Below are 22307 nucleotides of genomic sequence, written 5' to 3'. Positions count from 1 at the left end.
GCGTCCTTTCCAATGGGCGGACTCTGTGCGACCCTGCGCGCCCCCGTGCCCCTGGAGACTTGCCGGACATGACGTCAGCAGACCGCGTATGCAGCCGCCGCGACCAGGCCCTGGACTGGCTACTGCGCATACAGCAGGCCCCGCACGACGCACACCTGCGTGCAGAGCTACTGCAGTGGTGCACCAGCGATGTGGCCAATGCCCAGGCCTATGCAAAGGCCGAGCGTGTCTGGCGCCTGACCGGCCAGCTTGCGCCTGCCACCGCCCAGCACTGGCCCGCACCGCCCAGTACGGCCACGGTGGTGCAACTTTCAGCCACGAGGCCACGCCGCTGGTGGCTGGGTGCAGCAGTGGCGGCCTGCCTGCTGGCCGCCGTTGCGCCATCGCTGAACCTGCGCCTGCATGCCGACTACCGCACCGCTCAAAATGAAATGCGCGATGTCACCTTGGCTGACGGCAGCGTGATACATCTGGACAGCGACACAGCTATCAGCGTGGACTACTCAGGTGATCACCGTGACGTGCGCCTGCTCGCCGGCCAGGCGTTTTTTGAAGTCATGCCCAACAAGGCCAAGCCCTTTCATGTGCGGGCCGACGATGTACGGGTGACAGTCACTGGCACCGCGTTCAACGTCCAGATACGGCCGGGCATTGTGGGTGTCGATGTCCAGCATGGCGCGGTTCGGGTTGAAGACGCAGTACGTACCCAGGTGCTGTCTGGCGCACTGGGCGCGGGGCAACGGCTGCGGTATACCCATGGCATTGCCCGGGTTCAGGTCTTCGCGCCTTCGCAGGCCGCAGCGTGGCGCCAGGGGCAGTTGGTGGCCGACGACCAGCGTATCGCTGATCTGGTGCAGGAGCTTGCCAGGTATATCCCCGGCAAGGTTTTACTGCGCGATGAGGCATTGGGTGAAAAGCGTGTCACCGGCGTCTACGACCTGCGCAAGCCTGAGGCAGCACTGCGGGCCGTGATCCAGCCTCACGGGGGGGAAGTGCACAGCTACGGCCCCTGGTTCCTGGTAATCAGCAAGCGCTGACCGCTCCGCTGAGCAGCGCGAGCACCACCCTCGAAATAAAAATTTCAGAATTTTCTGAAAATTACCCGAATTGACCCGTCTTCTTACCCGCGCGCAACAACTGATATCGATTCTTATTCATTTTTGCTGCCCGGCATGCGTCGGGGCGGGGATATAGCATGTCTCACACCATAAGCCGTAAGCCGCGTCGTGCACGTGGTTGGTCGTTGCGCCTCACCTATGTCATGGGCAGCAGCCTGCTGGGCATAGGCTGCATGCTGCCTGTGCCAGTGCTGCGGGCCGCCGAGGCCCCCACACAACTGACCCAGGTGCACGCTTTCGCTATCCCGGCGCAAAGCCTGGCCGCCGCACTCATTGCCTACGGCCAACAGAGCGGTTTGCAGGTGAGTGTCGATGCCCAGATGCTCGCAGGTGGACAAAGTAACCCCGTGCACGGCCACTTCAGCAGCGAGGCAGCCCTTGCTCGCCTGCTCTCCGGCAGCGGCCTGACCTGGAGCACCGACGGCGAGGTGATCAGCCTGCGTTTGCTGGACGGCCAAGCCGGTGCAGGCCCGCTTGAGCTGCACGACACCCTTGTGCTGGGCGACACCGAAGGCAACAGCTACCTGGGTGCCACCGTCATCAGCGGCCAGGCCATTCGCGCGTTCCCGGGTGCCAACGGCGACATCACCACACTGCTGCAAATGCACCCCAGCGTGCAGTTCTCCGGCGCGCAGAAAAACTCCAATACGCCCGGTGAGATCGACCCCGCCGACATCAGCATCAACGGCGCCAAGTTCTACCAGAACAACTTCATGATCGATGGCATCTCGATCAACAATGACCTGGACCCCGGCGCCCACGGCTACAGCGAGAACCGCCAGTTCGATGCGGCGCCCAGCAACCCGCACGGCATTGCCCTGGACGCCGACCTGCTGCAGGAAGTCAAGGTCTACGACAGCAATGTGCCGGCCGAGTATGGCGGCTTCAATGGTGGTGTGATCGACGCCATCACCCGCCGGCCGAGTAAAGGCTTGCACGGTAAATTCTCGTACGGCATCAGCCGGTCGGAATGGACGCGCTACCACATCACCCAGCACGATCAGGAAAGCTTCGACAATTCGTCCTCCGAGCAGTACCAGCCCGAATTCGAAAAGACCACGCTGCGCGGCATGCTCGAAGGCCACCTCACCGACAACTTTGGTGCGATCCTGAGCTTTTCCCAGCGCCGCTCGGTGATCCCCCTCAACCGTTACGACAACGGTTACACCAGCCCCAACACCGATAGCCGCCAGGACCAGACCCGTCAGCTCGACAACTACATGCTCAAGACCTACTGGGATGTCAGCGACCGGCTCACGCTGGAGGGGTCGTTCATCCATGCCCCCCAGGAGAACGTGTTCTTCCGCGAAAACTTCCTTGACTCCGGTTTCACCAACAAGAACGGGGGGTGGCAAGGCTCTTTGAAGGCCATCTGGGAAGGCGACCAGGCCCGCTGGACACATACCCTGGCGCTGACCAACCTGTACAGCTCGCGCGAGTCTGATGAAACCGACACCGTGCTGTGGTGGTATTCAGACGCCAAGAACTGGGGCAACCCCAGCATCACCAACGCCAAAAGCGGCGAGGGTGCGTTCGGTAACCTCGACCAGACCCAGCGCGGTGTCGACTACACCCTCAAAGGCGAATGGCAGACCTTCGAGTTTGCTGGCCTTGCTCACGGCTTCACCACAGGCCTTGAGCTGTCGCAGCAGCGCGCCGTATGGGAACGCGAGGAGACCGGGCAAGGCGTCAGTACATTCAAGCGTGACAAGGGCACCAGCTGCGCAGGCAGCGACCCCTGGTGTTCGGTCAGCCCATTGCTTGATGGCAATAGCCGGCAGTGGGCCAGTACCCGCACTCAGTACAATGCCGGCAAGATCGACCTCACCGAAAACGCCTACGCGTTCTTCGTTCATGACCAGATGCAGGTGGGCAAGCTCAGCCTGCGTCCCGGCCTGCGCTTCGAAGGCGATGACTACATGAAGCAGAAGACCGTATCGCCGCGCTTTGCCGGTGACTACGATTTCTTCGGGGACCGCAGCACGGTGCTGGTGTTCGGCGCCAACCGTTACTATGGGCGCAACCTGTTCAAGTACCGGCTCGCCGATGGCCGTCAGGGCCTGAACACCACCTACACCCGTGCCACCCAGACCAGTGGCTGGGTTGGGCGCCAGGGGCTCAACACCAACCGCCTTGCGGACATGAACATCCCCTACGACGACGAGCTGATGTTGGGCCTGGAGCAACAGTGGCTGGACACCGATTTTCGCCTGAAGTACGTGCACCGCAAAGGTAAGGATCAGGTCGTGCGAGCCTCCTCGCGGGTACTGGGCCTTGACCCTGCGCAGGGCTACCAGGCCATCTACTACAACTACGTCAATGCCGGTACAAGCGAGAGCGACAACGTCTCGCTCACCATCACGCCCAAGCAGACCTTCCGTGTGCTGGGCAGTGTTACCAACCTGCAGCTGGCGCTGGACTGGTCGCGAAGCAAGAACGCCTACAGCACCTATGAAGCCGGTTTCAACGATACCGAGTATGCCGACGGTGACGTGCTCTACGAGGGTAAACGGCTGGCCTACAGCCAGCTACCGGCCAGCGATTTCAATCGCCCATGGACCGCGCGCCTGACCACTGTCACCGAGATCCCCGCCTGGCACCTGAGCATCAGCAATTTCTTCCGCTACCGCGGCGCTTACGACCAGATCATCGACACGGGTCGCACCGAGGAAAGGGACGGGGAGGCTCTACAGGTTTACGACACCGCCTCGGTGGCCGCTGCGCCGACTTGGGACATGCGCGTGAAGTGGGAGATTCCCACCGCCCGTGAGCAAGCCCTGTTCGTCGCAGTGGACGTGACCAACGTCACCGACAAGGTCAACCCGATCGTGAGCAACAGCAGCACCGCCCGCACCACTTATGAAGTCGGCCGCCAATACTGGCTGGAAGTCGGCTACCGCTTCTGATCCCCCTGAGATAACCGTGGATAACCCGATGAACAAGCTCATCGCGGGCCTGCTTGGCCCGCTGCTGCTGAGTGCCTGCGCTTCGCTGCCTGGACATGACGCGCCACTGCCCTGGGATGCCCAGGTGCTACAGGGCCGCCTGGCCAACGGCGTTGAATACCGCCTGGTCCATGAGGCGACCCAACCAGGCCGGCTGGACCTGCGCATGACAGTAAATGCCGGCTCAGTGGACGAGGCCCACGACCAGGTAGGCGTCGCGCACCTGGTCGAACACATGGTGTTCCACAGCCATGCCGGGAATGCCGAAGACCTGCGGGCGCGCATGCTCAACTTGGGTTGGGTGCAGGGCCGGCACTTCAATGCCGTGACCAACTACGAACGTACCCAGTACATGCTCAGCCCGCCCGCCGGGGTGCGCCAGGCGCCGCAGGCACTGGCAGTGCTCGGCGACATGGCGTTTGCCCGCGACTACAGCGCGCTCGACCTTGAGCGCGAACGGCCGATCGTCATCGAAGAATGGCGTGGTGGGCTGGGCGTGGCACAGCGCATGAACGAACAGCGCACGGCGTCGCAGCGGGTGGGCTCACGCTACCCCGCGCACCGCACCATCGGCAACGAAGCGGCCATCCGCAGTGCCAGCCTGGCCAGGCTGCAGGCCTTCCAGGCCAGTTGGTACCGGCCTTCGAACATCGTCATCTCGGCGGTGGGCGATTTCGAGCCACGGGCGATGCTGGCGCAGGTCGAAGCGGTCTTCGGTGCGGCCCAGGCCAGCAGCACACCGCCGCGCGATCATCGCGACTTGCCGCTGGACGATCACCTGAAGGTTTTCCGCTTGCAAGACCCTCAGTCGGGCAGCAACCAGGTGGCGCTGTTGCTGCGCCTGCACGAACCCGGTAGCCGCGGCACTACCCGTGCGGCCATGCGCGAACGGTTGATCGACCGCATGACCTTGGCGGCGCTGGTCGACAGCCTGCGTCGCCAGCCCAGGCAGCCCGGTGTGCGCAGCCTGACCGCGCAGAAAACCCTGATCGGCACCCAGTCAACGGTGTTGGGGATCGCCGCGGGTGTGGAGGGCTTGCAGCACGAACAAGCGCTGAAGCAGTTGCTGACCGAGATCGAACGCTTGCGCCAGCATGGTTTCAGCGAGCAGGATTTTGCTGAAGGGCGTGCTCATATCCGCGCGCTGGGCAACAAGACCTTGGCTAACCCTGTGCCCCGCACGTTCGAACAGTGGGTCGGTCTGCTCAACGACGCCACCGCCCCCGAGGCTCGGGTGGTCGAGCGCCATGCTGCGGCACGCCGCTACCTCGAGGTATTGCCAGGCATCGAACTCAAGGACCTGAATGGCAGGCTGCGGCTCTGGCTTGGCAGTGCAGACCGTGTGCTGCAGTTCACCGTACCTGGGCAGGCGCAGGTCGTGTTGCCCAGCGTGGCGGCCGTGGAGGCACTGCAGGCGGGCATTGCCCGCCAGGCGCTTGCCGCCCCCGCTCGGCAGCAGGCAACCGCGCCGGTTATTGCAACCTATGAGCCCGGTACGCCGGGGCCTGCCGGGCGAATCGTGACCCGCAAGGCATTCACTGCCGAAAAGGTCGAGCACTGGACGTTGGGCAACGGCGACCGCCTGGTATGGTTGCGCCGTAACGGCCCCGATGGCAAATGGTTACTGCAGGCGGACTCGCGCGCCGGTTATCGCTTGGCCGATGCACCCGCCTGGCGCTTGCAAATGGCCGCGCAACTGGCGGTACGCAGCGGCCCGGCAGGTGCCCAGGCATGGCGCCAGGGCCAAGGTGCAACCGTGAGCCTCGAGCATCAGCCGCAGCGCTTGCAGTTGAACCTCAGTGGCGCTCCCCGGCAACTGGAAGCTTTGCTGCAGAGCTACCGCCTTAGCCAACTGGCCGGCATCGACCCGGCATTGTTCGACGAAGCCCGCAACGACCTGCTGCAGCGGCTGCGCAATCGGCCTGCCGATGTGCGCGCTCGCCAGGATCACGAGCAACGGGTGCTCAAGTACGGTATCGATCATTGGCAAGCACCGGGCGTAGCTGCACTTCAGCAGCTTGAGCGCGAGCAACTGCAGGCCGATTGGCAGCGCCTCGCCCGTGCGCCTGTAACCTTTTACCTGATGGCCGACGTGGCCGCTGACCAATTGGCACCCCTGGTACGTGGCTACCTGGCCAACTTGCCGCGCGGCGCGTCGCCAAGCCCGCAACCCACCGTGCAGCAACCTGGTCAGCGCCGCAGCGACCTGGCAATCGCGCTGGAACCCCGTGCGGTGCTTCAAGCCAGCAGCTTCCAGTTACACGCATGGCAGCCCCAGGCAGCCATGCGTGTGGCATTGCTGCGTGAGCTGGCCAACCAGCAACTCAAGCAACAACTGCGTGGCGAGGCTTCTGGTGTATACCGCCTGAATTTCGACGCACAGCTCAGCCCCGATTCACAGCGCATCGAAAGCAGCCTGAGTTTCAGCTGCGACCCGGCGCGTGTGGATGAGCTATGGGCGCTGGCACAACACACACTGGCCGGCCTACACGTGGATGAACAGTGGCTGCAGTCACAGCGTCGCGAACTGGTGCGCCAGGAGGCCAAACGCCGAGAAGACCCGCAAACCCAGTTCAAGCGCCTGGTCCTGAGCGAACGCCATTGGCAAGACCCGCGCTACCTGAGTCAACAGGCCGAACTGCCAGAGGCACTGACCTTGCCCGCCATGCAGCAACTGGCGCGCGAGCTATTCCCCGCCGCCAACCAGGTGCAACTACGGCTGCTGCCACTGCCTGCAGCACAGGAGCAGGCGCTATGAGCACTTTACTTGCCTTCTACCGGCTGAGCCGACCGTTCTGGCGCGACCGCGGGCAGTGGCCGGCCTGGCTGATGATGGCGGCGGTGGTTGGCTTGGGGCTGCTGGTGGTGCAGATCAATGTACAGATCAACAGCTGGAGCAAGACGTTCTACGACACCCTGGCCGCGTTCGACACCACGGGGCTTTACGGCCTTGTGGGTGAATATGCCCTTTACTTGGGCAGCTACGTGCTGATCGTGGTGTCCATGGACTACATCCGCAAGGCACTGGAGCTTCGCTGGCGCCAGGCGATGACCAGCCGCCTCACTGACGCCTGGCTGGGCGATCAGGCCTACTATCGCCTGGGGTTGACCGGCGAGCCTGATAACCCTGACCAACGTATTGCCCAGGACGTCGACCTGATGGTCGGCCTGAGTATCGAGCTGGTAGCGTCGCTTGTAATCAACCTGGCGCAGGTCGGTGCTTTCGTTGTCATCCTGTGGAACCTCTCCGGGGTTCAGACCTTCACCCTGTTCGGCGAGCTTTATACGGTGCAGGGGTATCTGGTTTGGATCGTACTGGCCTACACCGCGCTCGGCAGCCTGCTGACACACCTGATCGGCAAACCACTGCATGCGCTCAACTACGAGCGCGAGCACCGTGAGGCAGATTTCCGTGCCAGCCTGCTGCGCAAGCGGGACCATGCCGAGCAGATTGCGCTGTACCGGGGCGAGGCCGTGGAGCGCGAGCACCTGGCCGAGCGCTTCCAGGCTATTGCCGACAACTGGCGGCGGTTGATGGGGCGCGAGCGTAACCTCAGTTTGTTCACGGTGTCTTACGAACGTTTGAGCCTGATCATCCCAGTCTTCGCCGCGCTGCCGGCGTTCATGGCCAAGGCCATCACCCTGGGTGGCCTGATGCAGATCCGCAGTGCGTTCAACGCCGTGCACGGTTCGCTTAGCTGGTTCATCAAGTTGTACAACAAGTTGGTGCGCTGGAGCGCTGCCTTGCAGCGCCTGGAACAGTTCCAGCTGGCCATTGACGCCAGCCGCGCTCAGGTGGGCACCGCTGCACGCGGCAACTGCCTGTGCACGCGCGGGCTGACACTGTGCAGGCCTGATGGCAGCATGTTATTGAAAAGCATAGACCTGCGTGTGGAGGAGGGCCACTGGGCGCGCGTAGGCGGTCGCAGCGGCCTAGGCAAGTCAACCTTGCTCAGGGCTTTGCAAGGCTTGTGGCCTTACAGCCAGGGCGCCTGGCAGTTACCTTCAGGGCGTAGCCTGTTGTTACCTCAAAAACCCTACATGCCATGCATGAGCTTGCGTCGGTTGCTGGCTTACCCACGGGTATGTCCGATCGACGATGTGTCCTTGATTGATGCACTGGTCAAGGTGGGCCTGGGCGGTTTCATCGGCCAGCTCGACCAGCAGAAGGAGTGGGAACGTGTGCTGTCCGGCGGCGAGCAGCAGCGCCTGAGCCTGGCGCGGGCGTTGCTGTACCGGCCAGACACCCTGTACCTGGATGAAGCCACCAGCCAGCTGGATATCAGCAGTGCGCAATGTTTGCTGGAGATGCTCAAACGGGAACTGCCGGATTGTACCGTGGTGGCAGTGACCCATCAGGAGGGGTTGGGAAAGTTGTTTGGTCAGACGGTGGAGCTGGCGGCTGTAGAATTACCGGCTACTGGCTTTGTTGGACGGTAATGGCCCGTCACGGGATCGCTATTGTGCGATAGCTCATTCGGGACTGTCAGTTTTTTTGTGTTCGGGCCGGTAACGGCCTGCCGTCAGGCAGGCCCTGATTTTCACCAGGTCGGCCTGATGAACCGATCTCCGTACAGAATCGCGAACTGATTCATCGCACTTTTCCAATCATGCGCCGCCGAGCCCCAGTTTGCCGTGATGTTTCGCAGCCCCAGCCCTATCAGCTTGGTGGCTGCTTCATCGTTCGGGAAATGCCCCCGGGTTTTAATGATCTTGCGTAGCTGAGCATTGATGCTTTCAATGGCGTTGGTGGCGTAAATCACCTTCCTGATGGCCGGTGGGAAGACGAAAAATGGAATCACTCGATCCCAGGCGCGTCTCCAGGCAGCCACCACCGTTGGATATTTCTCGCCCCACGGCCCGTTCTCAAACTCATCAAGGGCTTGCTCAGCCGCCTCAGCATTGATGGCTTGGTAAATCGGCTTCAGCTCCTTGGCCAGAGCCCGTCGCTTGTCCCAGGCTGCGTAGTCGAGGCTGTTGCGGATCAGGTGCACGATGCACGTCTGCAACGTCGTCTCTGGAAATACAGCGCTGAGAGCCTCTGGCATGCCCTTGAGGCCATCGGTCACGGCAATCAGCACGTCCTCGACCCCACGTGTCTTGAGATCGTTAAACACCTTCATCCAGAACTTCGCACCCTGGGTGTTCTCGATCCAGATGCCCAAGATATGGCGCGTCCCGTCGGGGAGAACGCCCAACGCCAAGTAGATGGCCTTGTTGCGCACTAGGCCTTCTTCGCGGACCTTCACCCGCAGCGCATCGAAGAAAATGACTGGGTACATCGGCTCCAGTGGCCGCTGTTGCCACGCGCCAATCTCCTCCATGACCTCGTCTGTCACAGAACTGATGAAATCGGGTGAAACGTTGGTTCCATACTGCTCGGATAGAAAGGCTCGGATCTCTCTGACCGTCATTCCACGGGCGTACATGGCGATGATCTTGTCATCGAATCCGGTGTAACGGGCCGTCCCCTGTTAAAACCGTCTTTGCACTCTTGCCGTTACGTTGGTTGGTTTCATCCTCTGGGCGCTGCGCGCCCGGCGGATAACCCAAGTGATGGCCGAGTTCGGCACTCAAAGCGCGTTCGATCAGGGCCTTCTTGAACGCCGCAGAGGCATCCTCGATAGCCTCTGCGGACATCAGGCCCTCGCCGAACTGCTCCAGCAGCTCTTTAGGGATTTTGGGTAGGTCACGCAAGGGTTTCTTTTTGGTTGGCATACATGCACCTCTTACTCATGTTATGCCCGAACACAAAATTTCTGACACCCTCGGCTGTAGAAGCTCTACCGTGAGGCCTCTGGAGACATATTACGACTTAGGTAGTCCCATGCACTATTCCAACAGCGGGCGCGATCCCTGTAGGAGCGGCTTTAGCCGCGAACACCGGCAAAGCCGGTGCCATCCACCGCGTAGCCTGCTTCGCGGGCATGCCCACTCCCACAGACGTCCGCCTGTAAACCGAAGACATGGTTTACAAATTCAATCCAATCGCCTGTGGACCCTGCCGCAACCCTGCGCTATCTTCAGATCTGGCCTCGCCCTCGACCACGTAGACTGGCATGTCCAGTCCCGGCACCTCGTTGTGCCGTACCCCTCTTGTCGGCGTGGGCGGGGCCTCTTCTTTTCTCGACAGTCGAACCATGGCGTCTATCAATATCCGCATCGACGACGAACTCAAAGCCCGCGCCTACGAAGAGCTCAAGCGCCTCGGTGTAACCCCCTCCGAACTCATGCACCAGGTTCTGCAATATGTAGCAGAGCAGGGCAAGCTGCCTTTCGGGCCAGCCAGCATGGCCGACGAAGATGAAGACCTCATCGCGTCTGTAAATGAGCGTCTCGCTTCCCCGCTGCGCATGAAGGTCCAACTGGATGACCTATAGCATCTGACTCGATGTACGGCGCCGGCTTTGCCTGCGTTCGCGGGTGATCTCTAATGCCAATCAGTCAGCAAAAATTGGGGCCGCTTTGCGCCCCATCGCCGGCAAGCCAGGCTCCCACAGGTACAGCGCATGGCTTGAGTGCGATGCGGTCGGTGTGGGAGCTGGCTTGCCGGCGATGGGCTGCGCAGCAGCCCCGATTGGCTTAACTGACTGGCATTAACCCGCTACCCCGCTTTTGACCTGCTAACCCAGCAATTGCCAGCAAACGAAGTCTTTTGTAGGAGCGGGTTCACCCGCGAAGGGGCCAGCACAGGCAAAAATAGCTCGCTAAACCCCATGCATCCGCAGCGCCCGCTGCGCACACTCCCGCCAACTCAATTTGCGCTTCTCCACCGGCCCCGGCAGCTCCACTTCCCCCGCCAGCACCACCGGCATATCCCGCATCCTCACCCAAGGCTCACTCTGCCAATACAACAAAGTCGCACTTCGCCCACCAGGCCAGCACATCTGCCCCAGCCGCGGCGCATCGTCCACCCCATCAGCCTGAGCATCACGCAGCACCGCCACCACCTCATGCGTCAGCCACCAGCGCAAATGGCGGTTCTCCGGTACATGGTGATGCGCCAACAAGGTATAGGCTCCGGACTCGCTGACCATGGTGGCCTGCTGGTACTTGCCATAGCGCAGCAGCGGCACAGAGCGGTACTGGTCCGGGTCGAGCTTGCGCATGCAGTGTTCGTCGAAGAAGTGACCGCTCAGCCGGCCGAGTTCGTGGGCGCAGAACCAGGCTTGGGATTCGAGCCAGAGCGTGTGGAGGGGGCGGTTGTGGCGAGTGAAGAGGGTGGGTGTTTGAAGGTCAGACATGGCTGGCCTCCGTGGTCATTGTAGATTTGAGCTGGCAAGACGCATGTGCGAAGAGCCTGAAATTGCTGGATTTGGCAGGCATTTTATTACCTCTACGTGATTTCAGCTTTCTTAGGGCTGGGTGTCGGGAGCTAAGAAATCCCACGTAGCGGACCGGACGTATTCCCCTTGCGGGTCTTGTATTAGTCCGCTCCCGACATAACACGTTTTCTGCGCGCAGGATTAGACCACAGGCACAAAAAAGCCGCATCTGTCGGGGCGGATTGACCGCTACGTGAGGCGTTTCTTAGGCGCCGCTTGTCACCTTGCCCTCCTCGGTAAGCAGAAGCAAATGCTTTCTCGTAGGAAAATGCTGAACTTAAAAGATCGTTAGGCTGTAGAAGGTCATGCTCGCCTATGGCCGAGCATGATCGACCAGCTCAGACGGGCGAAGGATCGTGGATGGTGGGTTGGCGAACATGCTCAATGTGATCTGCTGAGCGCCGACAGCTAGTCACGGTCATTGTTCGAGCGACCAGTGCCTAATCGGCCTAATGATGGCCTGGTCTGCTGCCGGACGTTGTGACGCTAGCTTGAACGGAGGCGCCTTCAGATTTGGCTGCTCAGTGGCCAGCCTGCGCTGATAGCGCCACTGTTATCTGAGTCGCGGGCAGCCGGCCTATAATTACTGAGGGTAGGGCGGTTAGGCTCACTGGTGGTTTTGACGGATTCACCGTCAAACGTAACAATTCGGGTGTGGATGTTTAGCTGAAGGAGGAATAGGATGCAGAGCTCGACGAGGCGTGAGGCTCATTGACCGATAATTGTGAGGATTTTTTGATGACAAGACCTGTTGCAATTGCGCACTGGTTTGTAAACAACCTTAGCGACCATGCTGCTGGTGAGGTAGTAACGCACTTACAAGTGCAGAAGCTTCTATATTTCGCTCAGGCATGGCATATGCTGGCCTTAGGTCGCCCTTTGTTTGAAGAAGACATGCAAGCTTGGCCCCACGGCCCCGTAGTGCCGTCGGTCTGGCATGAGTTCAAGAGTTACGGCTGGCAGCCAATTGCTCCTGGCGGTGCATCCGAAGATATTTCTCAGGATTCTCTGAATATCTTGACTCAGGTTTGTGATATCTACGGAGCGTTTGCTGCCAAGAAACTTGAGGCAATGACTCACTCGGAGCGTCCATGGATACAAGCTCGTGGCAATCGCCCTCCAGAACAGCGGTGCGACGAGGTGATTACAAAGGATTCAATCCTTAAATACTATAAGGAAACTTACGGGGAGATGGAAGAAGGTGAAGAGGCTGCCCAAGGATAAGATTCAGAGGCAAGCACAGTCGCTGGGCAAGTTATCTCCTATTGAGGAAAAAGTCTTCTCTCTCGGTGGTGTGATGAGCGGTGGTTCAGCAGACAATGAAAATCCTTTTGTAACGCTGAAATATTTTTGCCATTCCTTTGAATGTTTCTCAGCTTGGGAGAAGGAAGAGCTTAAGAGTTTTAGTGATTTCTTGTCTTCACTACGGCAGAGGACTTGGCGCCAAGTTTTAGAGACGAGCGGAAAGTCAGGGAGCAAAGTAGGCTTGGGGTACACGCCTTATGATGTGGCTACTGTGAAAACCGGTGCTGAAGAACATCTTAAAAGTGTTCGGAGTCAGATTGGAGATGATATCACTTTTTTTGAGCTTCGCCTTAATCAGAGAATTCGTGTTCACGGTTTTAGAGCAAAGGCGGCGTTTTTTTTAGTATTATTGGATCGCGAACATCGAGTTTTTCCATCTTAGGCCTTTAGTTGTTCTGCTTTAAAGCTTCACTAGCTAAGGTGCCCTTTGTCATTCGCTAGCTTGAGGCTTGGTAGGCTTAGTTTCTTGATGGGGGGGCCGGGTTAGACCCGATGTTTGAATGAGCTTGAAGTGAAATTTTTCCCTTGTTGCGACGAAAGGGGGCCAGCATGTGGGGTCTTGGATTACTTCGCAACCTATGTGGGAGGCGCGGCTGGCACCGGGCAATAGCTCAAGGTGTCAATGAATTTTTGTAATTTCTTAGGCCACGTGCCGGGAATAAATCCCATGTCCATGATTATGTAAGACTGGCTGTCATGCTTGAAAACTTGTGTCTCGGACACTTTCCAAGTGTAATAACCTTTTAGCGGTAGTTGAACAGACTTTCCAAACGCCTCTTCCAGTAAAGGCTGCAGGCGATCAGTGCCTAGATCTAATTTTTCTAGGTTAAAATTATCAATGTCAATTTTTGGTTGTGCGTGCACTAAAATGTGCGTAATTTTTTTTCTGGTATCTTCTTCGTCGAAATAGTAAGTTATTCCGCTAATGAAGCCGTGAAGTTTGACGTTATAGTATCCAGGCTGTGTTATGTCTATCTGGTCTTTTGGAAATATGTCAAATATTGAATCTGCGCTATCTTTTATGCGAAGCTTCCCTAGTCCTCTAGGGTAAGGATTGTTGTGCTGGATGACGTCAAAATTTAAAGCTTCTGCCAGCGACTCTTTAGTCTTCTTTAGATCTGTTGCTAGAGTTGTGTTTTTTTGATTGGCTTCAGATAGCTGTTTTTTTAGATTGCTTATGTGTTCAGTTTTTCCGTTAATTTCTTTTTCTTTCTCATTCAGCTCTTTGTTTTTTTCACTTATCTCGTTGTTGAGCCCGGCCGTCCTTGTGGGAATTAGGCTTTGTTCATAAATGCCGATTGCAAACAACAATGCTGCAGCTACGCTAATGGCGGCTGTTACTACATGACTATTGTCTTTCCATGAACTCATGAGTGGTCTCGCACAAAAAAGTCTAAATGTGCCGGTGATTTAGGTGCTCGCGAGGCCCTTTACATGGTAAAAGGGTCATAAATTTAGTTGTAAGTTAAATTATGGGGTCTCTAAAGGCTGTTAAGCATCAGCCTTTAGAGTTTTTTGAGAATCAGTCCCAGCTCAACGCCCCACCAGTCTGATACTCAATCACGCGCGTCTCAAAGAAGTTCTTCTCCTTCTTCAAGTCCATGATCTCGCTCATCCATGGGAACGGGTTGGTCGTGCCTGGGTATTCTTCTTTCAGGCCAATCTGGGTCAGGCGACGGTTGGCAATGAACTTGAGGTAGTCTTCCATCATTGCCGCGTTCATGCCCAGCACGCCGCGAGGCATGGTGTCGCGGGCGTATTCGATCTCCAGCTGGGTCCCTTGCAGGATCATCTGGGTCGCTTCTTCCTTCATCGCCGCGTCCCACAGGTGCGGGTTTTCGATCTTGATCTGGTTGATCACATCGATGCCGAAGTTCAGGTGCATCGATTCGTCACGCAGGATGTACTGGAACTGCTCGGCCACGCCGGTCATCTTGTTGCGGCGGCCCATGGACAGGATCTGGGTGAAGCCGCAGTAGAAGAAGATGCCTTCAAGCACGCAGTAGTAGGCGATCAGGTTGCGCAGCAGCTCCTTGTCGGTTTCTACGGTGCCGGTGTTGAATTCCGGGTCAGAGATGGCGCGGGTGTACTTCAGGCCCCAGGCGGCTTTTTTAGCGACCGACGGGATCTCGTGGTACATGTTGAAGATCTCGCCCTCATCCATGCCCAGCGATTCGATGCAGTACTGGTAGGCGTGGGTGTGGATCGCCTCTTCGAATGCCTGGCGCAGGATGTACTGGCGGCATTCCGGGTTGGTGATCAGGCGGTACACGGCCAGGGCCAGATTGTTGGCGACCAGCGAGTCGGCGGTGGAGAAGAAGCCGAGGTTGCGCATGACGATGCGGCGCTCGTCTTCGGTCAGGCCGTCCATGCTCTTCCACAGTGCGATGTCGGCGGTCATGTTGACCTCTTGCGGCATCCAGTGGTTGGCGCAGCCATCCAGGTACTTCTGCCAGGCCCAGTCGTACTTGAACGGTACCAACTGGTTGAGGTCGGCGCGGCAGTTGATCATGCGCTTTTCGTCAACAGCCACGCGGGCCGACGAGCCTTCCAGCTCAGCCAGGCCTTCGGCGATGTCGAGGGCGTCGAGGGCGGCCTTGGCGCGCTTCACGGCTTCGGAATCAGCAGCGGTGGCGGCACGGGCCTCCAGGGCGGCGGCACCGCCGGCGCTGTCCAGCTTGTCGAGGGTGGCGGCGGCAGTGGCCTGCGCAGGGGTGTTGCCTTTGGCGGCTACTTCGCCGTCTTCTTTGTCGAATTCGTCCCAGCTCAGCATGGTGAGGTTCTCCTGCTTGAGGGCCATCTATGGAGTATGGCCGGTGGATCGTGGTTGCGATGCTTTGGCCCCGGAGGGGGTACTGCAGTGCACGCAAATCTGATTGCCCTTGGTCGGGCTGGCCCAGGCATTGGCGCCCAGGACTGTTGTGTTTGGCTGTTGGGCAGGCGGCGGCAAGGCCGGCCTCCCACAGGGTGCCGTGTGGCTACACGGAAAAGAGGCTTCCCAAGGGAAGCCTCAGCCAAGCCTTACTGGCAGGCTTCGCAGTCCGGCTCGTCGATCGCGCAGGCCTTTGGCACAGGTGCCGGGCCGGCGGCCTGAGCAGGGGCGCTGTCGCCACCGCTGGACACGGCGTTGAGCTTGCCGGTGTTGATGGTCGACTTCTCGGTGCTGGTCGCGGCCAGGGCACGGAGGTAGTAGGTGGTTTTCAGGCCACGGTACCAGGCCATGCGGTAGGTCACGTCCAGTTTCTTGCCCGAAGCGCCGGCGATGTACAGGTTCAGCGACTGGGCCTGGTCGATCCACTTCTGGCGACGGGAGGCGGCATCGACGATCCACTTGGTCTCGACTTCGAAGGCGGTGGCGTACAGGTCTTTCAGCTCTTGCGGGATACGCTCGATCTGCTGCACCGAACCGTCGTAGTACTTCAGGTCGTTGATCATGACCGCATCCCACAGGCCGCGGGCTTTCAGGTCGCGGACCAGGTACGGGTTGATCACGGTGAACTCGCCCGACAGGTTCGACTTCACGTACAGGTTCTGGTAGGTCGGCTCGATGGACTGCGACACGCCAGTGATGTTGGCGATGGTCGCGGTCGGCGCGATGGCCATGATGTTCGAGTTACGAATACCTTTTTGCACGCGCTCGCGCACCGGCGCCCAATCCAGGGTTTCTTCCAGGTTGACGTCGATGTACTTCTGGCCACGGGCTTCGATCAGGATCTGTTGCGAATCCAGCGGCAGAATGCCCTTGGACCACAGCGAACCCTGGAACGTCTCGTAGGCGCCGCGCTCGTCGGCCAGGTCACAGGAGGCCTGGATGGCGAAGTAGCTGACCGCTTCCATCGACTTGTCGGCAAACTCGACGGCAGCATCGGAGCCGTACGGAATGTGCTGCAGGTACAGCGCATCCTGGAAGCCCATGATGCCCAGGCCGACCGGGCGGTGCTTGAAGTTGGAGTTGCGCGCTTGCGGCACCGAGTAGTAGTTGATGTCGATGACGTTGTCGAGCATGCGCACAGCCGTGTTCACGGTGCGTTGCAGCTTGGCGGTGTCCAGCTTGCCGTCGGTGATGTGGTTCGGCAGGTTAATCGAGCCCAGGTTGCAGACGGCGATCTCATCCTTGTTGGTGTTCAAGGTGATCTCGGTGCACAGGTTGGAGCTGTGTACCACACCCACGTGCTGCTGCGGCGAGCGCAGGTTGCAAGGGTCCTTGAAGGTCAGCCACGGGTGGCCGGTTTCGAACAGCATCGACAGCATCTTGCGCCACAGGTCTTTGGCCTGGATGGTCTTGAACACCTTGATCTTGTTGTACTCGGTCAGGGCTTCGTAGTACTCGTAACGCTCTTCGAAGGCCTTGCCGGTCAGGTCGTGCAAATCTGGCACTTCCGAAGGCGAGAACAGGGTCCACTTGCCGTCATCGAAGACGCGCTTCATGAACAGGTCCGGGATCCAGTTGGCGGTGTTCATGTCGTGGGTACGACGGCGGTCATCACCGGTGTTCTTGCGCAGCTCGATGAATTCTTCGATGTCCAGGTGCCAGGTTTCCAGATAGGCACACACCGCGCCCTTGCGCTTGCCGCCCTGGTTCACTGCAACGGCGGTGTCGTTGACCACTTTCAGGAAGGGTACGACGCCCTGGGACTTGCCGTTGGTGCCCTTGATGTAGGAGCCCAGTGCACGCACCGGGGTCCAGTCGTTGCCCAGGCCACCGGCGAATTTGGACAGCATGGCGTTGTCGTGGATCGCGTGGTAGATGCCCGACAGGTCATCCGGCACGGTGGTCAGGTAGCAGCTGGACAGCTGCGGGCGCAGGGTGCCGGCGTTGAACAGGGTAGGCGTCGAGGCCATGTAGTCGAAGGACGACAACAGGTTGTAGAACTCGATCGCGCGGGCTTCCTTGTCCTTCTCTTCCAGCGCCAGGCCCATGGCCACACGCATGAAGAACACCTGAGGCAGCTCGAAGCGTACGCCATCCTTGTGGATGAAGTAGCGGTCGTACAGGGTCTGCAGGCCCAGGTAGGTGAATTGCTGGTCACGCTCGTGGTCGATGGCCTTGCCCAGGCGCTCCAGGTCGTAACCTTTGAGGGCAGGGTCCAGCAGCTCGAACTCCACACCCTTGGCCACGTAGGCCGGCAGGGCCTTGGCGTACAGGTCGGCCATTTCGTGGTGGGTGGCGCTGTCGGCCACGTTCAGGAAGCCCAGGCCTTCGGCGCGCAGGGTGTCCATCAGCAGGCGGGCGGTAACGAACGAATAGTTCGGCTCACGCTCGACCAGGGTACGGGCGGTCATCACCAAAGCGGTGTTGACGTCCTTGAGGGCCACGCCGTCGTACAGGTTCTTCAGGGTTTCGCGCTGGATCAGGTCGCCGTCGACTTCGGCCAGGCCTTCGCAGGCTTCGCTGATGATGGTGTTCAGGCGCGCCATGTCCAGCGGGGCCTTGCTGCCGTCAGCCAGGGTGATGCGAATGGTCGGGTGCGCCTCGATCACGCTTTCGACGTTGGCGCGGGTAGCGCGCTCTTTGGCGCGCTGGTCGCGGTAGATCACATAGTCGCGGGCGACTTTCTGCTCGCCTGCGCGCATCAGGGCCAGTTCGACCTGGTCCTGGATTTCCTCGATGTGAATGGTGCCACCCGATGGCATGCGGCGCTTGAACGTCGCGGTGACCTGCTCGGTCAGGCGCGCGACGGTGTCGTGAATGCGCGACGAGGCGGCGGCGGTGCCGCCTTCAACTGCGAGGAACGCCTTGGTGATGGCCACGGTGATCTTGTCGTCGGTGTAGGCGACGACGGTACCGTTACGCTTGATCACGCGCAGTTGGCCAGGTGCAGTGGCGGCCAGATCCTGGTTGGAATCGGCAACCTGCGGGGCCTTGGCCTGCGAGTTCTCGCGAGTCGTGTCGGTTTGCATGGGTGGGTGTCTCCACAGTTTCTATATTGATCAGGCGCCTTCTGGGCGCCCACCGTTCCGTCCACTTGCTCGATTGCCCTGGGGGATGCGCAAAACGAACGCATCCGCCCGCGCGGGCGTACCGACTTCGGGACAGACTCAGGAATTAGGGCAATGGCTCGCCGCTCCCTGGCCGAAGTCAAAGGTTCTGGGCTGGGCCCAAAAACTGTTGCTCACAGGTGGCAGGCCTGGCCTGTTGCACCCGTGCCCGAACAAGGCCCTGGAAGGGCTTGCCTCGGTCGCCTCCGCAGGAGCGGTTTGGCTGCTGAAATCACGTGAAGTTCAGCCGAAAAATCGCTTGATTTTGCGGGTTGACTTTTAGGTGTGATTTTGCACGAACCCCTATATCTAGTGGTTCGCTGCGTTCGGGATACAAGATAATGCGGTATTGGGGTGTTTGCAAGGCGAGCTGCTGTGGATAAGTTGTGTGTACTTTGTGAGTGAATCCTGAGTATTCGCTGTAGGCCTTGTGGCCACTGGTTTGGAGTCCTTTTCAGCCCTGAACTGCCATTGGGCAGATTTGCGCCGGCGTGATCTTTGTCACAAAAGCCGCTTCATCCAACGTGCTGGCCATGGCTTGGCGGCGTACCCCGCCAACCGTACTATGACCCAGCGAACACCCTTCACAAGGCGCCTGCCATGGACAACCGCTGCGCACGTATCCTCATCGTCGAAGACGACCCGCGGCTGGCCGAGCTGACCGCCGAGTACCTGCAGGCCAACGGCTATGCTGTCACCGTCGAGGGGGATGGTGGCCGGGCCGCACGGCTCATCATCGACAGCCAGCCCGACTTGGTCGTGCTCGACCTGATGCTGCCCGGTGAAGACGGCATGAGTATCTGCCGGCGCGTGCGCAGCCAATACCCTGGCCCCATTCTGATGCTGACGGCGCGTAGCGATGAACTCGATCAGGTGCAGGGCCTGGACCTTGGGGCCGACGACTATGTGTGCAAGCCGGTGCGGCCGCGTTTGCTGCTGGCGCGCATACAGGCGCTGCTGCGCCGCACTGAACGGCCCCAGGGCCATGCCTTGGCCTTCGGTGCGCTGCACATCGATAACCGCCTGCGCGAAGCCCGGCTGGGCGAGCAGTTGATCGAGCTGACCGGTGCCGAATTCGACCTGCTCTGGCTGTTGGCCAGCAACGCCGGCAAGGTGCTGACACGCGAGCAGATCTTCACCGCGCTGCGCGGCGTTGCCTATGACGGCCAGGACCGTTCCATCGATATACGCATTTCCAGAATCCGCCCGCGAATAGGCGATGACCCCCTCCAGCCGCGTCTGATAAAGACGCTGCGCAACAAGGGCTACCTGTTCGTCGGCGAGGCGCCATGAGCAACTCGATTTTTCTGCGTATCTATGGTGGCATGCTGGCCGTGCTGGTGCTGGTGGCGCTGCTTGGGGTGCTCAGCCTGCATCTGGTCAACGAGGTGCGTGCCGCCCAGCACCGTGAGGGCCTGGCTCAGGGTACCTTCAGCCTGATGGCCGACAACCTCGCCCAGCAGAACGACACCGAACGCAAGCGCTCGCTGCTGATGTGGGAGCGCCTGATGGGGGTGCCACTGGCCGTGCAACCCATGGCAGCCGTAAGCCTGGACGGCGCACAGCGTGCGCGCTTGTATCGCGGCCTGGTGGTGGTGGAGAAAACCGGCGCGCATGCGGCCAGGGTATTGCGCAGGGTGGGCCAGCAGGACCTGTTGCTGGTGGCGCAGGTGAAGCAGGTCAGCGAGCAGTTGGCCCGCGCCACCCTGTACCTGCTGGCCGACGAACTGGTGCGCTACCCGGTGACGGAGCAACAGCAGCGCCTCGAGCAGCTCAAGCAGGACAAGGGGTTCGGCTTTGGCGTTGCGTTGCAGCGCATCGAGCGGGCGAGCCTGGACGATGACCAGCGACGCCGCGTGGAGGAGGGCGACACGGTCATGGCGCTGGGCCGGGACGGTGACTCGATTCGGGTATTCGCCGGGTTGGCGGGCTCGCCCTGGGTGCTGGAGATTGGCCCGCTGTACCAGCTCAACCCGTACCCGCCGCAACTGTTGGTACTGATCGCACTGCTGGGCCTGAGCCTGATCGGGCTTGTCGTGTACTGGCTGGTGCGCCAGCTTGAACGCCGTGTTTCCGGGCTGGAAAGCGCCGCAGCGCGCATCGCGCACGGCAGCCTGGATACGCGCGTGCCTGCAGGTGGCGCCGACTCGGTAGGGCGCCTGGCCCAGACGTTCAACGGTATGGCCGAACACCTGCAGCGTTCGTTGACCATGCAGCGTGAGCTGGTGCGGGCGGTGTCCCATGAACTGCGCACCCCCGTGGCACGCCTGCGTTTTGGCCTGGAAATGGTCGAAGCCGCCGCTACCGAGCAGGCCCGTGCCAAATACCTGGCCGGCATGGATGCCGACATTCAGGACCTCGACGAACTGGTCGATGAAATGCTGACGTACGCCCGCCTGGAGCAGGGCGCACCTGCCCTGCGGTTTCAGCCAGTTGACCTGGACGCGCTGCTCACCCGGGTAATCGACGAACTGGCGCCGCTACGCCCCGGTGTCAGGGTGCTGCGGGGTAATTGTGACAGCACCGCCGCTGATGGCGCCTGGGTCGAGGCCGAGCCGCGTTACCTGCATAGGGCGGTGCAAAACCTGGTCAGCAATGCCTTGCGCCATGCCGAAAGCGAAGTGCGCCTGAGCTACCAGCTGGGGCCTCAGCTATGCCGCATCGATGTGGAAGATGACGGCCCTGGCGTGCCTGAAAGCTACTGGGAGCGCATTTTCACACCCTTTACCCGGGTCGATGACAGCCGCACCCGCGCTTCCGGTGGGCACGGCCTGGGCCTGTCGATCGTGCGGCGCATCATCCACTGGCATACAGGCCGCGCTACGGTAAGCCGCAGCGCCAGGCTTGGCGGGGCCTGTTTCAGCCTGGCATGGCCGCCACGGCAAACACTGCAGTAGTGCTCAGGCGCTGACCAGGCTCAGCAAGTGGCCCGCCTGCAGGCAGAACTGGCCCTGCAGCACGGCGCCATGCCGCCACTGGGGTGAAAGGTCGGTCAGCAGGCGCAGGCGGGCCAAACCGTCAGCGGACCAGTCCAGCAGCTCGGCGTGCTCGAAGTAGAAGCGCTGGCCGGTCAGCGGGTAGAGGGTCTTGAACAGGCTTTCCTTGAGGGAGAAGGTCAGGGTCACCGTCATGCCCAGCTGGCTGCGGTCCAGCCGCTCCAGCTCCATCGGGGTCAGGATCTCGCCCATCAGCCGTTCGGCGCGCTCGTCGTCCAGCAACGCTTCCTGATCCAGCCCCAGGCCCTGGCAATTGGTTTGGGCCGCTACCACGGCCGCTGCCCAGCCTTTGCCATGGGTAATCGAGCCGCGAATGCCAGCAGGCCATACAGGCGAACGGTCTTCGTGCGTTGCCGGCACATGATCGCGGCCGTCCAGGCGCTGCAGAGCGGCCCGCGCGCACACGCGGCCGGCCAGGTACTCCGCCTGGCGCTTGGCGACCGAGCGTTGCAGGCTGGCACTGGGGACCACACCCGCGCGGTGGAAGTCGTCAGGGCCCAGGCGGGCGGGGTCGAACGCGCAGCTGACCAGGACCGCCCCGGGTAGCGGGCGGGGCAGGGGCCAGTGGTGTTGAAGCGGGGCGCAACAGGCAGGCAATGTGTTCATGGGCCTATTGTGCCAGCTGCGCAGATGCCATGG

General features: G+C 60.4%; 14 protein-coding genes and 1 pseudogene. 9 read left to right on the top strand and 6 right to left on the bottom strand.

Features of this window, described 5'->3' with window-relative positions; genetic code table 11:
* Positions 1-68 precede the first annotated feature (68 nt).
* From IAE38_RS06235 to IAE38_RS06220, 4 genes are all read left to right on the top strand, one after another.
* Positions 69-1037, top strand: a complete 969-nt coding sequence (locus IAE38_RS06235; RefSeq protein WP_201216584.1) for a FecR family protein — start codon at positions 69-71, stop codon at positions 1035-1037.
* 158 nt (positions 1038-1195) lie between these two features.
* Positions 1196-4024 carry a TonB-dependent receptor gene (locus tag IAE38_RS06230; RefSeq protein WP_201216582.1) on the top strand — a complete coding sequence of 943 codons (2829 nt, stop codon included), beginning with the start codon at positions 1196-1198 and terminating at the stop codon, positions 4022-4024.
* Between the two features lie 28 nt (positions 4025-4052).
* Positions 4053-6821 carry a M16 family metallopeptidase gene (locus IAE38_RS06225; protein WP_201216580.1) on the top strand — a complete coding sequence of 923 codons (2769 nt, stop codon included), beginning with the start codon at positions 4053-4055 and terminating at the stop codon, positions 6819-6821.
* Positions 6818-8503 carry an ABC transporter ATP-binding protein/permease gene (locus IAE38_RS06220; protein ID WP_201216578.1) on the top strand — a complete coding sequence of 562 codons (1686 nt, stop codon included), beginning with the start codon at positions 6818-6820 and terminating at the stop codon, positions 8501-8503. The genes IAE38_RS06225 and IAE38_RS06220 overlap by 4 nt, the downstream gene beginning before the upstream one ends.
* Positions 8504-8604: 101 nt before the next feature.
* Here the strand turns inward: IAE38_RS06220 and IAE38_RS06215 are convergent.
* Positions 8605-9781, bottom strand: a pseudogene (locus IAE38_RS06215) (IS256 family transposase).
* Between the two features lie 422 nt (positions 9782-10203).
* Between IAE38_RS06215 and IAE38_RS06210 the strand changes: the two are divergent.
* A complete protein-coding gene (locus tag IAE38_RS06210; protein WP_201216616.1) occupies positions 10204-10443 on the top strand; it encodes a type II toxin-antitoxin system RelB/DinJ family antitoxin in 240 nt (79 codons plus the stop codon).
* A 327-nt stretch (positions 10444-10770) separates the two neighbouring features.
* On the opposite strand, the gene IAE38_RS06205 is transcribed toward IAE38_RS06210, so the two are convergent.
* Entirely contained in the window at positions 10771-11307 is a 537-nt protein-coding gene (locus IAE38_RS06205; protein ID WP_201216577.1) for a BRO-N domain-containing protein, read from the bottom strand.
* An 819-nt stretch (positions 11308-12126) separates the two neighbouring features.
* Between IAE38_RS06205 and IAE38_RS06200 the strand changes: the two genes are divergently transcribed.
* Together IAE38_RS06200 and IAE38_RS06195 are read left to right on the top strand one after the other, a co-directional pair.
* The gene (locus IAE38_RS06200) at positions 12127-12612 is read left to right on the top strand and encodes a Panacea domain-containing protein (protein ID WP_201216574.1); all 486 of its coding nucleotides are present in this window, start codon (positions 12127-12129) and stop codon (positions 12610-12612) included.
* On the top strand, positions 12590-13075 hold the full coding sequence (locus IAE38_RS06195; RefSeq protein WP_201216572.1) for a hypothetical protein: 486 nt from the start codon (positions 12590-12592) through the stop codon (positions 13073-13075). Before IAE38_RS06200 ends, IAE38_RS06195 begins: the two co-directional genes overlap by 23 nt.
* 194 nt (positions 13076-13269) lie before the next feature.
* Here IAE38_RS06195 and IAE38_RS06190 read toward each other — a convergent pair whose 3' ends face one another.
* The 3 genes from IAE38_RS06190 to IAE38_RS06180 form a co-directional block, all read right to left on the bottom strand.
* Entirely contained in the window at positions 13270-14064 is a 795-nt protein-coding gene (locus IAE38_RS06190; protein WP_201216570.1) for a hypothetical protein, read from the bottom strand.
* A 151-nt stretch (positions 14065-14215) separates the two neighbouring features.
* Positions 14216-15466, bottom strand: coding sequence for a ribonucleotide-diphosphate reductase subunit beta (locus IAE38_RS06185; RefSeq protein ID WP_028634571.1), 1251 nt, complete (start codon positions 15464-15466; stop codon positions 14216-14218).
* 248 nt (positions 15467-15714) lie between these two features.
* Positions 15715-18594: a ribonucleoside-diphosphate reductase subunit alpha gene (locus tag IAE38_RS06180; RefSeq protein WP_201216568.1), complete on the bottom strand. Its 2880-nt coding sequence runs from the start codon at positions 18592-18594 to the stop codon at positions 15715-15717.
* A gap of 678 nt (positions 18595-19272) precedes the next feature.
* Here IAE38_RS06180 and IAE38_RS06175 point away from each other — a divergent pair.
* Positions 19273-19965: a response regulator gene (locus IAE38_RS06175; RefSeq protein WP_060482112.1), complete on the top strand. Its 693-nt coding sequence runs from the start codon at positions 19273-19275 to the stop codon at positions 19963-19965.
* Positions 19962-21569 (top strand): ATP-binding protein, encoded by a 1608-nt coding sequence (locus tag IAE38_RS06170; protein ID WP_201216566.1) that lies wholly within the window; start codon positions 19962-19964, stop codon positions 21567-21569. The genes IAE38_RS06175 and IAE38_RS06170 overlap by 4 nt, the downstream gene beginning before the upstream one ends.
* Before the next feature lie 3 nt (positions 21570-21572).
* Here IAE38_RS06170 and IAE38_RS06165 read toward each other — a convergent pair whose 3' ends face one another.
* On the bottom strand, positions 21573-22274 hold the full coding sequence (locus IAE38_RS06165; protein WP_201216563.1) for a 4'-phosphopantetheinyl transferase family protein: 702 nt from the start codon (positions 22272-22274) through the stop codon (positions 21573-21575).
* Positions 22275-22307: the final 33 nt, after the last annotated feature.

The organism is Pseudomonas sp. S32 (assembly GCF_016648095.1).
GTDB classification, from domain to species: domain Bacteria; phylum Pseudomonadota; class Gammaproteobacteria; order Pseudomonadales; family Pseudomonadaceae; genus Aquipseudomonas; species Aquipseudomonas parafulva.
The sequence above is the reverse complement of the archived record's forward strand: the minus strand, read 5'-3'. Positions and strand labels throughout refer to the sequence as shown.

Bases quoted from the DNA above. Each gene is read 5' to 3' on its own strand.
- IAE38_RS06235 (WP_201216584.1), top strand. From the start codon at position 69: ATGACGTCAGCAGACCGCGTATGCAGCCGCCGCGACCAGGCCCTGGAC.
- IAE38_RS06230 (WP_201216582.1), top strand. From the start codon at position 1,196: ATGTCTCACACCATAAGCCGTAAGCCGCGTCGTGCACGTGGTTGGTCG.
- IAE38_RS06225 (WP_201216580.1), top strand. From the start codon at position 4,053: ATGAACAAGCTCATCGCGGGCCTGCTTGGCCCGCTGCTGCTGAGTGCC.
- IAE38_RS06220 (WP_201216578.1), top strand. From the start codon at position 6,818: ATGAGCACTTTACTTGCCTTCTACCGGCTGAGCCGACCGTTCTGGCGC.
- IAE38_RS06210 (WP_201216616.1), top strand. From the start codon at position 10,204: ATGGCGTCTATCAATATCCGCATCGACGACGAACTCAAAGCCCGCGCC.
- IAE38_RS06205 (WP_201216577.1), bottom strand. From the start codon at position 11,307: ATGTCTGACCTTCAAACACCCACCCTCTTCACTCGCCACAACCGCCCC.
- IAE38_RS06200 (WP_201216574.1), top strand. From the start codon at position 12,127: ATGACAAGACCTGTTGCAATTGCGCACTGGTTTGTAAACAACCTTAGC.
- IAE38_RS06190 (WP_201216570.1), bottom strand. From the start codon at position 14,064: ATGAGTTCATGGAAAGACAATAGTCATGTAGTAACAGCCGCCATTAGC.
- IAE38_RS06185 (WP_028634571.1), bottom strand. From the start codon at position 15,466: ATGCTGAGCTGGGACGAATTCGACAAAGAAGACGGCGAAGTAGCCGCC.
- IAE38_RS06180 (WP_201216568.1), bottom strand. From the start codon at position 18,594: ATGCAAACCGACACGACTCGCGAGAACTCGCAGGCCAAGGCCCCGCAG.
- IAE38_RS06175 (WP_060482112.1), top strand. From the start codon at position 19,273: ATGGACAACCGCTGCGCACGTATCCTCATCGTCGAAGACGACCCGCGG.
- IAE38_RS06170 (WP_201216566.1), top strand. From the start codon at position 19,962: ATGAGCAACTCGATTTTTCTGCGTATCTATGGTGGCATGCTGGCCGTG.
- IAE38_RS06165 (WP_201216563.1), bottom strand. From the start codon at position 22,274: ATGAACACATTGCCTGCCTGTTGCGCCCCGCTTCAACACCACTGGCCC.